Source organism: Vibrio sp. 1159, from assembly GCF_033340395.1.
Lineage (GTDB): Bacteria > Pseudomonadota > Gammaproteobacteria > Enterobacterales > Vibrionaceae > Vibrio > Vibrio alginolyticus.
Map to the genome: position 1 here is coordinate 1 of NZ_JAWOWL010000003.1, position 13648 is coordinate 13648.

General features: G+C 43.8%; 14 protein-coding genes and 1 other RNA gene. 8 read left to right on the forward strand and 7 right to left on the reverse strand.

Going from position 1 to position 13648, the window contains the following annotated elements:
• Window positions 1-204 precede the first annotated feature (204 nt).
• The 4 genes from epd to mscS all read left to right on the forward strand — a co-directional run bounded on the left by epd (window position 205) and on the right by mscS (window position 5076).
• On the forward strand, window positions 205-1242 hold the full coding sequence (gene epd, locus R7127_RS03335; RefSeq protein ID WP_005384545.1) for an erythrose-4-phosphate dehydrogenase: 1038 nt from the start codon (window positions 205-207) through the stop codon (window positions 1240-1242).
• A 151-nt stretch (window positions 1243-1393) separates the two neighbouring features.
• Window positions 1394-2554: a phosphoglycerate kinase gene (locus R7127_RS03340; protein ID WP_005384547.1), complete on the forward strand. Its 1161-nt coding sequence runs from the start codon at window positions 1394-1396 to the stop codon at window positions 2552-2554.
• A 154-nt stretch (window positions 2555-2708) separates the two neighbouring features.
• Entirely contained in the window at window positions 2709-3785 is a 1077-nt protein-coding gene (fbaA, locus tag R7127_RS03345; RefSeq protein WP_005380996.1) for a class II fructose-bisphosphate aldolase, read from the forward strand.
• 424 nt (window positions 3786-4209) lie between these two features.
• A complete protein-coding gene (gene mscS, locus R7127_RS03350) occupies window positions 4210-5076 on the forward strand; it encodes a small-conductance mechanosensitive channel MscS (RefSeq protein WP_005380995.1) in 867 nt (288 codons plus the stop codon).
• 47 nt (window positions 5077-5123) lie between these two features.
• Here the strand turns inward: mscS and R7127_RS03355 are convergent, their stop codons facing one another.
• Together R7127_RS03355 and R7127_RS03360 are read right to left on the reverse strand one after the other, a co-directional pair.
• Window positions 5124-5606, reverse strand: coding sequence for a YbaK/EbsC family protein (locus R7127_RS03355; RefSeq protein WP_172563492.1), 483 nt, complete (start codon window positions 5604-5606; stop codon window positions 5124-5126).
• Between the two features lie 26 nt (window positions 5607-5632).
• Window positions 5633-6262 carry a LysE/ArgO family amino acid transporter gene (locus R7127_RS03360; RefSeq protein ID WP_025998531.1) on the reverse strand — a complete coding sequence of 210 codons (630 nt, stop codon included), beginning with the start codon at window positions 6260-6262 and terminating at the stop codon, window positions 5633-5635.
• Window positions 6263-6409: 147 nt separating this feature from the next.
• On the opposite strand from R7127_RS03360, the gene R7127_RS03365 reads away from it, so the two are divergent.
• On the forward strand, window positions 6410-7306 hold the full coding sequence (locus R7127_RS03365; RefSeq protein WP_005380990.1) for a LysR family transcriptional regulator ArgP: 897 nt from the start codon (window positions 6410-6412) through the stop codon (window positions 7304-7306).
• A 207-nt stretch (window positions 7307-7513) separates the two neighbouring features.
• Window positions 7514-8206 carry an oxidative stress defense protein gene (locus R7127_RS03370; protein ID WP_064377011.1) on the forward strand — a complete coding sequence of 231 codons (693 nt, stop codon included), beginning with the start codon at window positions 7514-7516 and terminating at the stop codon, window positions 8204-8206.
• Window positions 8207-8277: 71 nt separating this feature from the next.
• Here R7127_RS03370 and serA read toward each other — a convergent pair whose 3' ends face one another.
• The 5 genes from serA to R7127_RS03395 all read right to left on the reverse strand — a co-directional run bounded on the left by serA (window position 8278) and on the right by R7127_RS03395 (window position 11601).
• A complete protein-coding gene (serA, locus tag R7127_RS03375; RefSeq protein ID WP_017821632.1) occupies window positions 8278-9510 on the reverse strand; it encodes a phosphoglycerate dehydrogenase in 1233 nt (410 codons plus the stop codon).
• Between the two features lie 274 nt (window positions 9511-9784).
• Window positions 9785-10441, reverse strand: a complete 657-nt coding sequence (rpiA, locus tag R7127_RS03380; RefSeq protein ID WP_005380982.1) for a ribose-5-phosphate isomerase RpiA — start codon at window positions 10439-10441, stop codon at window positions 9785-9787.
• Window positions 10442-10494: 53 nt separating this feature from the next.
• Complete coding sequence (locus tag R7127_RS03385) at window positions 10495-11094, reverse strand: 5-formyltetrahydrofolate cyclo-ligase (protein WP_005384552.1); 600 nt, start codon at window positions 11092-11094, stop codon at window positions 10495-10497.
• A gap of 5 nt (window positions 11095-11099) precedes the next feature.
• Window positions 11100-11284, reverse strand: a non-coding RNA gene (gene ssrS, locus R7127_RS03390) — 6S RNA.
• Between the two features lie 8 nt (window positions 11285-11292).
• Window positions 11293-11601 carry a cell division protein ZapA gene (locus R7127_RS03395; RefSeq protein WP_005384553.1) on the reverse strand — a complete coding sequence of 103 codons (309 nt, stop codon included), beginning with the start codon at window positions 11599-11601 and terminating at the stop codon, window positions 11293-11295.
• A 249-nt stretch (window positions 11602-11850) separates the two neighbouring features.
• On the opposite strand from R7127_RS03395, the gene R7127_RS03400 reads away from it, so the two are divergent.
• Both R7127_RS03400 and ubiH read left to right on the forward strand, forming a co-directional pair.
• The gene (locus R7127_RS03400; RefSeq protein ID WP_262584470.1) at window positions 11851-12429 is read left to right on the forward strand and encodes a YecA family protein; all 579 of its coding nucleotides are present in this window, start codon (window positions 11851-11853) and stop codon (window positions 12427-12429) included.
• Between the two features lie 23 nt (window positions 12430-12452).
• Complete coding sequence (ubiH, locus tag R7127_RS03405) at window positions 12453-13631, forward strand: 2-octaprenyl-6-methoxyphenyl hydroxylase (protein ID WP_262584471.1); 1179 nt, start codon at window positions 12453-12455, stop codon at window positions 13629-13631.
• The last annotated feature ends 17 nt before the right edge of the window (window positions 13632-13648 follow it).

Consider the following 13648-nt stretch of genomic DNA (forward strand, 5'->3'; position numbering starts at 1 on the left):
TTCTTTTAGTTGTTGATTTCATAACACTCTCCAATTTTGGGGGTAGAAAGTGTCAACCTTATTTAGGACGGCACAATCGTTGTAATAAGGTCGAGCATAGTCTCGACCTTTTTTAATCCTGCTTTACTTTGATTCAACAGGTGCGTTTGTCAGCCTGATCAGGTAGTATCTGTGACACGAAATTTTTGGTAGGGCGAAGGATAAATGCTAAAGGTTGCGATCAATGGATTTGGACGTATAGGTCGTAATGTTCTGCGAGCGGTGTATGAAAGCGGAAAACACCAGCAGATCAAGGTTGTGGCGGTAAACGAACTAGCACAGCCAGAGGCGATGGCACACCTACTGCAATATGACACCAGTCATGGTCGCTTTGGTAAAAAAATTTCCCATGACCAAGAACATTTGCATGTTCATCATGACAGCGGTGAATATGATTCCATTCGCATTCTCCACCTCTCCGAAATCGAATTACTTCCTTGGCGTGATTTAGAAGTTGATATCGTCTTGGATTGCACTGGCGTATTTGGTTCGCAAGCGGATGGGCAAGCGCATATAGAAGCTGGCGCGAAGAAAGTACTGTTTTCGCACCCGGGCGCAAACGACCTAGATAATACGATTATCTATGGCGTGAACCACGAAACTCTGAAAGACGAGCACCGTGTTGTCTCCAATGGCTCTTGCACCACCAACTGTATCGTTCCCATCATTAAAGTATTAGACGAAGCCTTCGGCATAGAGTCTGGCACCATTACGACAATTCATTCGTCCATGAACGATCAACAAGTAATCGATGCGTATCATAACGACTTACGCCGTACCCGCGCTGCAAGCCAATCTATTATTCCGGTGGACACTAAGTTGCATAAGGGGATTGAAAGAATCTTCCCGAAATTTTCCAACAAATTCGAAGCAATTTCTGTTCGTGTTCCAACGGTTAACGTCACTGCAATGGATTTAAGTGTCACAATTAGTACAAATGTGAAAGTTAATGACGTAAATCAAACCATTGTTAACGCATCTCAGTGTACATTACGTAACATTGTTGACTATACTGAATCGCCACTCGTTTCCATCGACTTTAACCACGACCCCCATAGTGCGATTGTGGATGGAAGCCAGACTAGAGTGAGTAACGGGCAACTCGTAAAAATGCTCGTTTGGTGCGACAACGAATGGGGCTTTGCTAACCGGATGCTGGATACTGCCTTAGCAATGCAAGCTTCTTCGCAAGTGGAACAGTAATGACGAAGAAGTGATGGAGAATTTTTATTTCAAGCCTTGAAATAAATCCATAATATCTCCATATCTATAACCAGTTTGAAGAATTAACAGGCTTGGCAGGGTTGCCGAGTTTTCAAAAACTTTAATTATTAAATATTTGAGAGGACACATCATGTCTGTAATCAAGATGACTGACCTGGATCTTGCAGGTAAACGTGTATTTATCCGTGCTGACCTAAACGTGCCAGTAAAAGACGGTAAAGTAACTTCGGATGCACGTATCATCGCATCTCTTCCAACTATTAAGCACTGCCTAGAAGCAGGCGCTAAAGTAATGGTTACGTCTCACCTAGGTCGCCCAACTGAAGGTGAATACGCTGAAGAGTTCTCTCTACAACCAGTTGTTAACTACCTAAACGACGCACTAGATTGCGAAGTGAAGCTAGCAAAAGACTACCTAGATGGCCTAGAGCTAAATGCGGGTGAACTTGTTGTTCTTGAAAACGTTCGCTTCAACAAAGGCGAAAAGAAAAACGACGAAGAGCTATCTAAGAAATATGCAGCACTATGTGACGTATTCGTAATGGACGCATTCGGTACGGCTCACCGTGCTCAAGCATCTACTCACGGCGTTGGCATGCACGCAGACGTAGCATGTGCTGGCCCTCTACTAGCAAACGAATTAGAAGCGCTAGGCAAAGCAATGGACAAGCCAGCTCGTCCAATGGTTGCTATCGTAGGTGGTTCAAAAGTTTCTACTAAGCTAACTGTTCTTGAGTCTCTATCTAAAATCGCTGACCAACTCGTTGTTGGTGGTGGTATTGCTAACACATTCATCGCAGCTGCTGGCCACAACGTTGGTAAGTCTCTATACGAAGCAGACCTAGTTGAAACAGCTAAGAAGCTAATGGACGAGTGTGCAATTCCAGTAGCAACTGACGTTGCATGTGCGAAAGCATTTGACGAGAACGCAGAAGCTGAAATCAAGCACGTTTCTGAAGTACAAGACGACGACATGATCTTCGACCTTGGTCCAGATTCAACTGCTGAACTAGCTGAAATCCTTAAAAACGCTAAGACTATCCTATGGAATGGTCCAGTAGGCGTATTCGAATTCAAGAACTTCGAAGCAGGTACTAAAGGTATCTCTGAAGCTATCGCAGCTTCTGAAGGCTTCTCTGTTGCTGGTGGTGGTGACACGCTAGCGGCTATCGACAAGTTCGGTATCAAAGCGGATGTATCTTACATCTCTACTGGCGGCGGCGCTTTCCTTGAGTTCGTAGAAGGTAAAGTTCTTCCAGCAGTAGAAATGCTAGAAGCACGCGCTAAGTAATTAAAGCAAAGCGGGGGAGTGATTCTCCCGCTTTCTTGTTTGCTGCAACGTGTGAGGAACTCTGCTAGAATAGCCTCAGTTGTGAGCAAACGTTTGCAAGATTTTCAACTTAACAAGTTTTGTTTAAAAACGACAGATAAATAGGATTACATCCATGTCTAAGATCTTCGACTTCGTAAAACCAGGTGTTATCTCTGGCGATGACGTTCAGAAAGTATTTGAAGTTGCAAAAGAAAACAGCTTTGCACTTCCAGCAGTAAACTGTGTGGGTACTGACTCTGTAAACGCAGTACTTGAAGCAGCTGCAAAAGTTAAAGCTCCAGTTATCGTTCAGTTCTCTAACGGTGGCGCTGCTTTCTTTGCTGGTAAAGGTCTAAAACTTGAAGGTCAAGAAGCTCAAATCCTAGGTGCTGTTGCTGGTGCGAAATACGTTCACGCTGTAGCTGAAGCTTACGGTGTTCCAGTAATCCTACACACTGACCACGCAGCTAAGAAACTACTTCCTTGGATCGACGGTCTACTAGACGCTGGTGAAGAGTACTTCGCGCAAACTGGTAAGCCACTATTCTCTTCTCACATGATCGACCTTTCTGAAGAGTCTCTAGAAGAGAACATCGAAATTTCTGCTAAGTACCTAGAGCGCATGGCTAAAATGAACATGACTCTAGAAATCGAACTAGGTTGTACTGGTGGTGAAGAAGACGGCGTTGACAACTCTGATATGGATGCGTCTGAGCTATACACTTCTCCAGAAGACGTTGCATACGCATACGAGAAACTAAGCGCAATCAGCCACCGTTTCACTATCGCAGCATCTTTCGGTAACGTACACGGCGTATACAAGCCAGGTAACGTTGTACTAACTCCAACTATCCTACGTGATTCTCAAGCGCACGTTTCTGAGAAATTCGGTCTTCCAGCGAACTCTCTAAACTTCGTATTCCACGGCGGTTCAGGTTCTTCTCTAGAAGAAATCCGTGAATCTATCGGCTACGGTGTAATCAAAATGAACATCGATACTGATACACAGTGGGCTACTTGGGATGGTATCCGTAAGTTCGAAGCTGAAAACCACGATTACCTACAAGGTCAGATCGGTAACCCAACTGGTGAAGATGCACCAAACAAGAAGTACTACGATCCACGCGTATGGCTACGTGCAGGCCAAGCTTCAATGGTTACTCGTCTAGAGCAAGCATTTGCTGACCTTAACGCAGTTGACGTACTATAATCGTTACTGATTAAGTTACTTAAAAACCCGCTCTTTGAGCGGGTTTTTTTATGTCTATCACTTTCTTCCCTGCTGCTTTCTCCCGATATTTTTATGCGTTAGATTGTATTTGCTAGTGAGATATCTCACCTTTAACGTTTTTTTAAAGAAAACATGGGAATATCAGTCTTAAGAGTGGCGAAATCAGAGTGCATTGCGTAACCTGTAACAAGTCAGTGTCAGAAAGCTCTGATAAAGTCTTGTTTTGCATATCTTTGCGAAACTCTGACTTTGAAAAAAGTCAGAGTTGGGATATTGTGCCAAAAATCTGACACTGTTCAGTGGAGCAATAGGGATGTTGTTTTAGAAAAGAGCCTTTAAAAAACAAGGTTCATAAATTAACGGCAATTGGATTTATATCTCTTTATTTTTGAGGATAAGAATTATGGCAGGTGAATCGGTGGGTATCGATACCACTTTAACGGATGGTCTAACTCAGGCTGAAACTTGGCTGACAAACAATTCAGATCTACTGGTTCAGTACGGTGTGAACATTATCTCTGCGCTGCTTATTCTGTTTATCGGTAATCTTATCGTTAAGGCAGTCGCTGGTAGTGTTTCTAAAGTACTAGAAAAGAAAAACATGGATAAGGCCGTCGTTGAATTTATTCACGGTCTTGTTCGTTACTTGCTATTTGTAATCGTGCTAATCGCGGCTCTTGGTCGATTAGGAGTTCAAACCGCTTCTGTTGTTGCTGTGATTGGTGCGGCAGGTCTTGCTGTTGGTCTTGCACTACAAGGTTCGCTATCAAACTTTGCAGCAGGCGTACTTATTGTTGCGTTCCGTCCATTCAAATCAGGCGACTACGTAGAAATCGGTGGTGTAGCGGGTAGTGTTGAAGCAATTCAAATCTTCCAAACCGTTCTAAAAACACCAGATAACAAAATGGTTGTTGTGCCTAACTCTTCAGTTATCGGCGGTGCCATTACTAACTACTCTCGCCATGCGACACGACGTGTCGACCTAGTGATTGGTGTTTCATACAAAGCAGACCTTAAACTAACCAAGAAAGTGATTCGTGAGACGCTAGAGAAAGATCCACGTATCTTGAAAGACCCAGATATCACAATTGGTGTACTTACGTTAGCAGACTCTTCAGTTAACTTTGTGGTTCGTCCATGGGTGAAAACTGCAGATTACTGGGGCGTATACTTTGATGCAATGCAAGGTATTAAAGAAGCATTGGATGAAAATGGTATCGAGATTCCATTCCCACAAATGGATGTTCACCTGAACAAAGTCGACGCTTAATCAAAAGCAGTCGATATTCAAAAGCGAGGCCAATAGGCCTCGCTTTTTTATATTTCGTAAAGGGTGTGATGACCAGCAAGTAAGAGGCGTTTTAGATGTTTACCTGCAAATCCAAATGTGAACTCAGGTAAGCCAGGCGTATAGAGCAACTCTTGATGTTGATAGAGATTGGTATCAACAATGATAGTGATGTATTCCGGTAAGCCTATTGGGCAAACCGCGCCGGGTACGCAACCTAACACTTCGACCATTTCATCGTCATTACAAATAGAGGGACGTTTACCTGTAATCGCTTTAATCTGCTTGGCATCGAGGCGCGAGTCCTTATCTGCCAGATAAACCGCGTAACCTTGTCCTTTGAGGGTTAAAAAGAGGCTTTTGGTATGCGTACCCGTCCAACCAAGCTCTCTCGCAATGCGTATATCTGTCTCAAAGTCTAAGATGGCTTCGTGCTGCCATTCCCGAAAAGGAATAGAGAGCGCGTTGAATCGCTCTCTATTGTTGTTATAAATACGTTTTAGTGACTCCATGTCTTTGCTGCCTTACTACCTGGTGATTACCAATACTTATCAATAAGCTCACTCGCTAAGATATATGCGATTGTGAACATCATCATTGCGATTGCAATGTCGATGGTTTTTTTCACTTTTGGTTTAGAGAGTGTTGGACCTAGTTTGGCTGCTCCTATCGATAAAGTGTAGAACCAAACAAAGGAAGCCATAATCGTACCTAGTGCAAAAGCAATGCGATCATGGCCTTCAAATTGTCCACCGATCGAACCTAGAATAACGACAGTATCTAAATATAAGTGCGGATTAAGCACAGTGACGGCTAACGCACCTAGAATAACCGTTCGACGACCTCGAGCTACGATCTCCCCTTTTGATTCCGATTCACTCTCTGGCTTAAAAGCACTTTTTAGTGAGAGCAGTCCATAGAAGCTCAAGAAAGCAATACCACCAAGTGTCACCGACGTCAGTAAGATTTCATTTTGAGACAGAATTGCACCACCACCAAAAATACCTAGAGAGATGAAAATCATATCTAGCACGCTACAAATAGTGGCGGTTGTTAGGTGGTGGTTACGCTTTATGCCTTGATTCAAAACATACGCATTTTGCGCGCCGATCGGAATGATCATTGATGCTCCTAAACCAAAACCTTGCAATAGAACCCACAAGCTCACACTTCACCTCACTTCAAAATAACAAATACATTTACAGAAAAGGGAAAGATAAAGCGTTTATCTAAATAAGTATAATTAATGATTTTAATCTTACATTAGATAGACTAATTTAACGGGAGGCGTTTGATCAAGAGTGAGAGGAAAGGTATGCGAGGGTTAGATTACAAATGGATTGAGGCATTAGACGCTATAGTTTATCAGGGTAGCTTTGAGCGTGCTGCCGAGCATTTATTTGTTTCTCAATCCGCCATTTCTCAACGTATCAAGCAGTTAGAGAAGTTTCTCGCGCAGCCTGTTTTAATTCGAAGCCAGCCACCTAAGCCAACGCCAATTGGTAAAAAATTGTTGGGTCTTTATCGGCGAGTACGCTTGCTAGAGCATGAAATTCTCCCCGAACTAAAAAATGATACCAGTACGCGACCTGTGCAACTCTCTTTAGCGACTAATGCAGATAGCCTTGCAACATGGCTACTGCCAGCGCTGCAAAATGTTATGAAGCAGCGTCAAGTTGAACTAAAACTGACTATCTATGGTGAATACCGCTCTATTGAAAAACTCAAAAGTGGCGAAGTGACAGGAGCGATCAGCTTGGAGTCCCAGCCAATCCCCGGATGCAGAGCAGACTATTTAGGTCGCATCGATTATGTTTGTGTCGCGAGCCCAGAGTTCTATCAGCGTTATTTTTCTAAAGGCGTAAATAATCAGACATTGGCAAAAGCACCGGCCGTTTCATATGACCAATATGATGATCTACATAAAACATTTCTTACCGAGCATTTTAACGTCAATCCTGACAGCGTTATTCATCACAACATCAGTAGTTCTGAAGCGTTTCTAAAAGTGGCGTTAGCTGGTGTTGCTTATTGCTTGATCCCCCGCTTGCAAATTACCGACGAATTAGACAGAGGTGTGTTGGTTGATGTGACTCCAGGTTTTTTAATGTCCCATCGGATTTATTGGCACCACTGGCAGTTAGAAACTGGGGTATTACAAGAAATCTCACACGCGATAGTGGGGTATGCGCAGCAGCATCTACCTCAATAAGTTTGTCAGAGCTGCATATCGTTAACTTAGTGTGTTTTGTTTAAAAATTACGCCAATGTTACATAGTCAAAGTTGTGTTAGAAGTCACTATGGGTGCTTGGATAATCGGCGGAAGTTTCTATTATGAAACCACACGCTTTCTCAGCCATGATAGTGATGTTGGAATCTGAGATTAAGTACTTAATTTTGTATGGATGGATTTATTGAATGAAATTGTATTCATTTTTGCTGGCTTCAGCACTCAGCCTTACCAGTGCTTCAGTTTTGGCGAATACGCCAGAGTTTGCTCATGTTACGACAACGGGGTATGGCGAAGTGACGGCCACACCTGATATGGCTACGTTTTCTGTAAAAGTAGTCGATACGACAATGACGGCCGAACAAGCGAAATTGTCCGTAGATAAAACCGTTGAAGAGTTTCTAAAAAGCTTATCGGATGCCGGCTTGTCAAAAGACAATATTACTAGCTCGAATTTATACCTTGCTCCTCAGTACCATTACCCTAAATCGGGAAAAGCAGAACTTGTTGGGTATCGAGCATCTCGCAGTATTGATGTCACGGTGACGGAGCTGAAAAACCTTAACCAATACCTAGATATGGCGTTAGAAGCGGGAATTAATCAGGTTGATAATATTCAACTTAAGGTAAGCAACCAAGCCGAGTATCAGCAAAAGGCACGAATGGCTGCGATTAAGGACGCAAGAGAAAAAGCAGGGTCATTAGCGACTGGTTTTGAGAAAAAGTTGGGCGATGTATGGCAGATCAATTACAGACAGATGCACGTTCAGCCTGTGTTAATGCGTTCAATGGCGATGGATAGTAAAGAAGGAGCGAATAGCTACCAAGATTCAACCATGATCATTCGCGATCAAGTCGATGTCATTTATAAGCTAAAGTAAGGCTTAGCAAACAGTAAAAAGCAAAAGGCAGGGAGTTACAACCCCTGCCTTTGTCGTTTCTGTTTCACTGTTTAGTGAAGGATACGAGCACGGATTGTGCCTTCAATGTTTTTGAGCTTTGTTAGAGCTTCTTCTGCTCGTTCAGTTTCAACGTCGATCACTACGTAGCCTATTTCAGCGGCTGTTTGTAGGTACTGCGCGGCAATGTTAATGCCTTCTTCAGCAAAGATGGTGTTGATCTGAGTTAGAATACCAGGACGGTTCTTGTGAATATGAAGCAGACGAGAGCACTCACCACTGTGTTCTGGCAATGACACTTCAGGGAAGTTTACGCTTGAAAGTGTCGAGCCGTTATCAGAGTACTTAGCCAGTTTGCCCGCCACTTCTAAGCCGATATTCTCTTGTGCTTCTTGCGTTGAACCACCAACGTGTGGAGTGAGAATGACGTTATCGAATTTTTGTAAAGGAGACTCGAACGGGTCAGCATTTGTTTTTGGTTCAGTTGGGAATACATCAATTGCAGCGCCGGCAAGGTGACCAGCTTCTAAGCTATGGCAAAGTGCAGGAATATCCACAACGGTGCCACGTGCCGCGTTGATAAAGATGGAACCTGGTTTCATTCGAGCAAATTCAGCTTCACCCATCATGTTTTTCGTTTCCGGTGTTTCGGGAACGTGCAAAGAAATCACATCACATTTGTTCAATAGTTCACTCATGGTATGTACTTGCGTCGCATTACCAAGGGACAGTTTGTTCTCAATATCGTAGTAGTAAACGCGCATACCTAAGTTTTCGGCAATAATACCAAGCTGCGTACCAATGTGACCGTATCCGATAATGCCAAGGCACTTACCACGAGCTTCGTAAGAGTTGTCTGCACTTTTCTTCCAAATACCGCGATGTGCAAGAGCATTCTTTTCAGGAATACCACGCACTAGTAAAAGGATTTGCCCAAGTACAAGCTCTGCCACGCTTCGAGTGTTAGAGAATGGTGCATTAAAGACAGGAATACCGCGTTTTGCTGCTGCGTCTAGGTTTACTTGGTTAGTGCCAATACAAAAACAGCCAATTGCAACCAGCTTGTTCGCCGCATTGATTACCTCTTCGGATAGGTTCGTACGGGAGCGGATACCAATGAAGTGCACGTCTTTTACTGCTTCAATTAGTTCTTCTTCCGGAAGGGAACCTTTATGGTATTCAATGTTGGTATAACCAGCTGCTTGAAGAACTTCAACTGAAGAAGGGTGGAGTCCCTCTAACAAGAGGATCTTAATCTTTTCTTTTTCCAGTGAAACTTTGGCCATTTTTTCTCGTCCTTAAAATGGAAAGGTGGGCTAATGTGGCGCACATTGGGCAAAACTATTAAAAAGGGGATAATTAACAGTTTTGTAGGAAGACAAACGTTTCCCTGTGCGTCTTCTGTTCAATAAAGTAACAAAAAAAAATTGCTTTGGGTAAGAAAATTACGGAATAAGAGATAATTTTCTTATAGAAAGGAATAAAAAACGGTGCCTTTCAGCACCGTATGTAATGAAATAACAGAAAAGTGAACCAGATAGGTTCATTTTGGGCTGTTATTTACTCTTCAATTTTTGCACCTTCTGGTGTGCCAGTGATCACTACGTCTGCACCACGATGAGCGAAAAGACCCACAGTCACCACACCAGCGATGCCGTTTATTTTGTCTTCCATTTCTTTCGGGTTGGTAATTTGCATATTGTGCACATCCAGAATCACGTTGCCGTTGTCAGTCACAACGCCTTCACGGTAAGCTGGATCACCACCTAGTTTTACCAATTCACGAGCCACGTAAGAGCGTGCCATTGGGATTACTTCAACAGGCAATGGGAACTGGCCAAGTACGTCAACTGCTTTAGTGCCGTCAACGATACATACGAACTTATCAGAGATTGCTGCGACAATTTTCTCACGAGTCAGAGCCGCGCCGCCGCCTTTGATCATTTCACGTGCTGGGTTGATCTCATCTGCGCCATCAACATACACATCCAGCTTCATTACATCGTTACACTCGTATACTTCAATACCAAGCTCTTTAAGGCGCTCAGTTGAAGCGACAGAGCTAGACACTGCACCTTTAATATCATCTTTGATAGTGCCTAGTGCATCGATGAAGTGATTCACGGTAGAGCCAGTACCAACACCGACAATGCTGCCTTTCTCAACATATTTTAGTGCTGCCCAACCAGCCGCTTTTTTCATTTCATCTTGAGTCATGCCAATCTCCTGAATAGATGTTCGTTAACGTTTGCGGGCGTGATTATAGCGGCTTACTTGTCACTTTCCCATTGCCATATTTGGCTTGGGGTCACGATCTTAGGTAATGGAATATCCCAGCTTTCAATTGGTAAGCGTTCTACATGTTGGCAGTCATGAGCGATACCAACAGGTTTAGCTCCCTCTCCAGTTATAAACCAACGTGATAGAGTGCGATCGTAGTACCCTCCGCCCATGCCTAAGCGGTGTCCGATACTGTCGAACCCAACTAAAGGCGTGCAGATTAAATCAAGCTGGCGAACGGGTTTGAGGTGTCTGATATCGAGCTTGGGCTCTAAGATGCCGTACTTGTTGTAGACGAGCTGTTCATCACTTATATACTGAAGAAACAGTAACTGACCTTTAGAAAAGGGATGGATGACGGGCAGATAAACCGATTTTCCCTGTTGCCATAACCATTCAATGAGCGGTTTAGTATCAAGCTCACCGTCTGCAGAAAGGTAGATGGCAATATGTTGCGCCTGATCGATTTCAGGAAGTTGGGAAAATTGAGTAATAAGGTCGATTCCCGCTTGGTATTGCGTATCACTGCACAGAGCGTTGCGCTTTTCACGAATCAGTTTGCGGAAGTCTTGTCGAGAGAGGTCTGACATAGAGAGAATACCCCAGGGTGCCGTTGAGGATTGTGGCCCTTGAACCAGCTGGTTCAAGGCGGATCAGCAATGACAACCGTAGGCTTCTCGGTGCATGCCGAGCTTGCTCAATAGTTACCAAATACTAACCCTTAGGTATTGCTTATCGGCTCAGGGACTTAAATCCTGCTGACGCACACCCCAGGGTAAATTTTGTATTTACTGCTGTCCTTGCGTAACTTTGCTTAGTGCGTTCTCTAAAGACGCGGTGAGCTTTTCCATTCGCTCAGTAATTTCTTGCTGTTGACCATTGGATTCGTATGACTTGGTGTGCAACTCATAGCAAATATTCAATGCAGCAAAGGTCAGCAGTTGGATTTCATTGGTTACCTTAGTACGTTCGCTCATTTCTTTCAATCGGCGATCCAGATCTTTTGCCGCTGCAACAAGAGACTCTTCTTGTCCTGTCGGACAATTCACTCGTGTAAGTTTGCCTAATATTTCAACGTCGATCGCTTGATTGCTCATGATGAATAAACTCTATATTCGCGCTATCTAAGGTGTTGCTTCATACAACTACCGAGGAGCAAACTATAGGAAAACCGCTATTAAGATTCAAGCATTTCCCATCACAGAAAGAGAAATGATGACGAGATCACACAGGAATTGGGCAAATTGAACAAATGCTGTCCAAAATTGAATTTGATAGCCGTTTCAGACCACTAACCTTGATGGTAGGATATACCAATACATTATTACGCAAGAATGAGCCAAGTTATGAGTGAAATCACCCTTCCTGAATACCAATCTATTGCTGCTGAACTGCAATCGGCAAGCCTGGCTGTGACACCGGCGGAGTTACATGGCTTATTTGTTGGCATGTTAAGTGGTGGATTGGCGATCAATGATCAAACTTGGCAGCCGATTCTTTTTGACTACACCAATGATGGGATGGGGTGGCCCTCGACAGCACTCACTTTTGCTCAGAGCATATTCAACGTTACTGTTAATGAGCTTACTGGCACATCAATGGAGCTGTCTTTACTATTGCCAGATGAGCCGGGCGAAGAAGGCTTATTCGCATTAGCCGACAGTGTGTCCGACTTTGTAAACCACTTTATTTCTGGGCTAGGTCTAGCAGGCGTTGCGCTTAACAAAGCATCTGATGACGCTAAAGAAGCACTGGCTGACCTAGAAGAGATTGCCAAATTAGGCATTGATGAAGATGACGATCTTGGTGAACAAGCGCAATTGCTAGAGCAAGTGATTGAGCACATCAAAGCTTGCGTACTAACGATTCATGCTGAATTTGGTGTTCGTCCTGAAAGCAGCGACAAAAACCCTACTATTCACTAATCGTAGACCGTCCAGAGGTTAGTATGAAGCAATATGATGTAGTCATTGCTGGTGGTGCCATGGCTGGTGCAACGTTAGCATTGGCGATTGACCATTTGTCTCAGGGAAAGCTCCGCATTGCCGTCGTTGAGCCTTTTAAAGCACAATCAGATATGCACCCTGGTTTTGACTCTCGCTCAATCGCATTGTCTTACGGTACTGTCAATCTGTTGCGTCAACTACAGCTCTGGACGTCAGTAGAACCGTTTGTCACACCCATTGAACATATCCACGTTTCTGACCGTTCTCATGCTGGGATGACGGAGATTACCAAGCAAGAGGTTGGGGTGGGAGCTCTAGGGTATGTTGTAGAATTAGCCGATGTTGGGCGTGTATATCAAGAATTATTAGACAGCAGCGCATCCATTACGCTGTTTTGTCCTGACTCCGTTACCGATATCGAGCGCGAGCAAAACTGTACCCATGTGACGTTGAAAAGTGGTGAGCAACTTGAAGCAAAACTGTTGGTGGCTGCAGATGGTGCTGTTTCGACCTGTTGTCAGAAAATTGGTCTAGAACTTTCTGAGCAAGATTTTGAACAAGTGGCTGTCATTGCCAATATTGTGACTCAAGAATCTCATCAAGGTAGAGCCTTTGAACGTTTTACTGAGAATGGCCCTGTTGCTTTATTGCCAATGAGTGACAATCGAATGTCCTTAGTTTGGTGTTTGCACCCTGAAGAAGCCCAAGCCGTTCTTGAGTTATCTGATCAAGCATTTCTCCAGCGTTTACAGAACGATTTTGGTTGGCGTTTAGGCGCGATGAAAAAAGTGGGGCGCCGTGCAAGTTACCCATTGCTTCTTCGCCATCGAAAGCAAAATATTTCACATCGCTTTGCGATTGTTGGAAATGCGGCGCAAACGCTGCACCCGATAGCTGGACAAGGCTTTAATCTCGGTATTCGCGATGTAGTCTCACTAGCAGAAGAAATTGTGCAGCAAAGTGAGGATGTGGGTCTTTATCAAGGCCTGATGCGCTTTAGTCAACGTAGAGAAGCAGATCGAAGCGAAACTATTTGGCTAACCAGTGCCTTAGTGCATGTTTTTTCAAATGATTTACCCGCGATGCGAATTGGCCGAAATACTGCCTTAGCAGCGATGGATAACCTTTCTATTTTTAAGCAGCCGCTACTACGCCATACACTTGGCTTGGTAAAACGATGAACGGCCGCACTGAATTA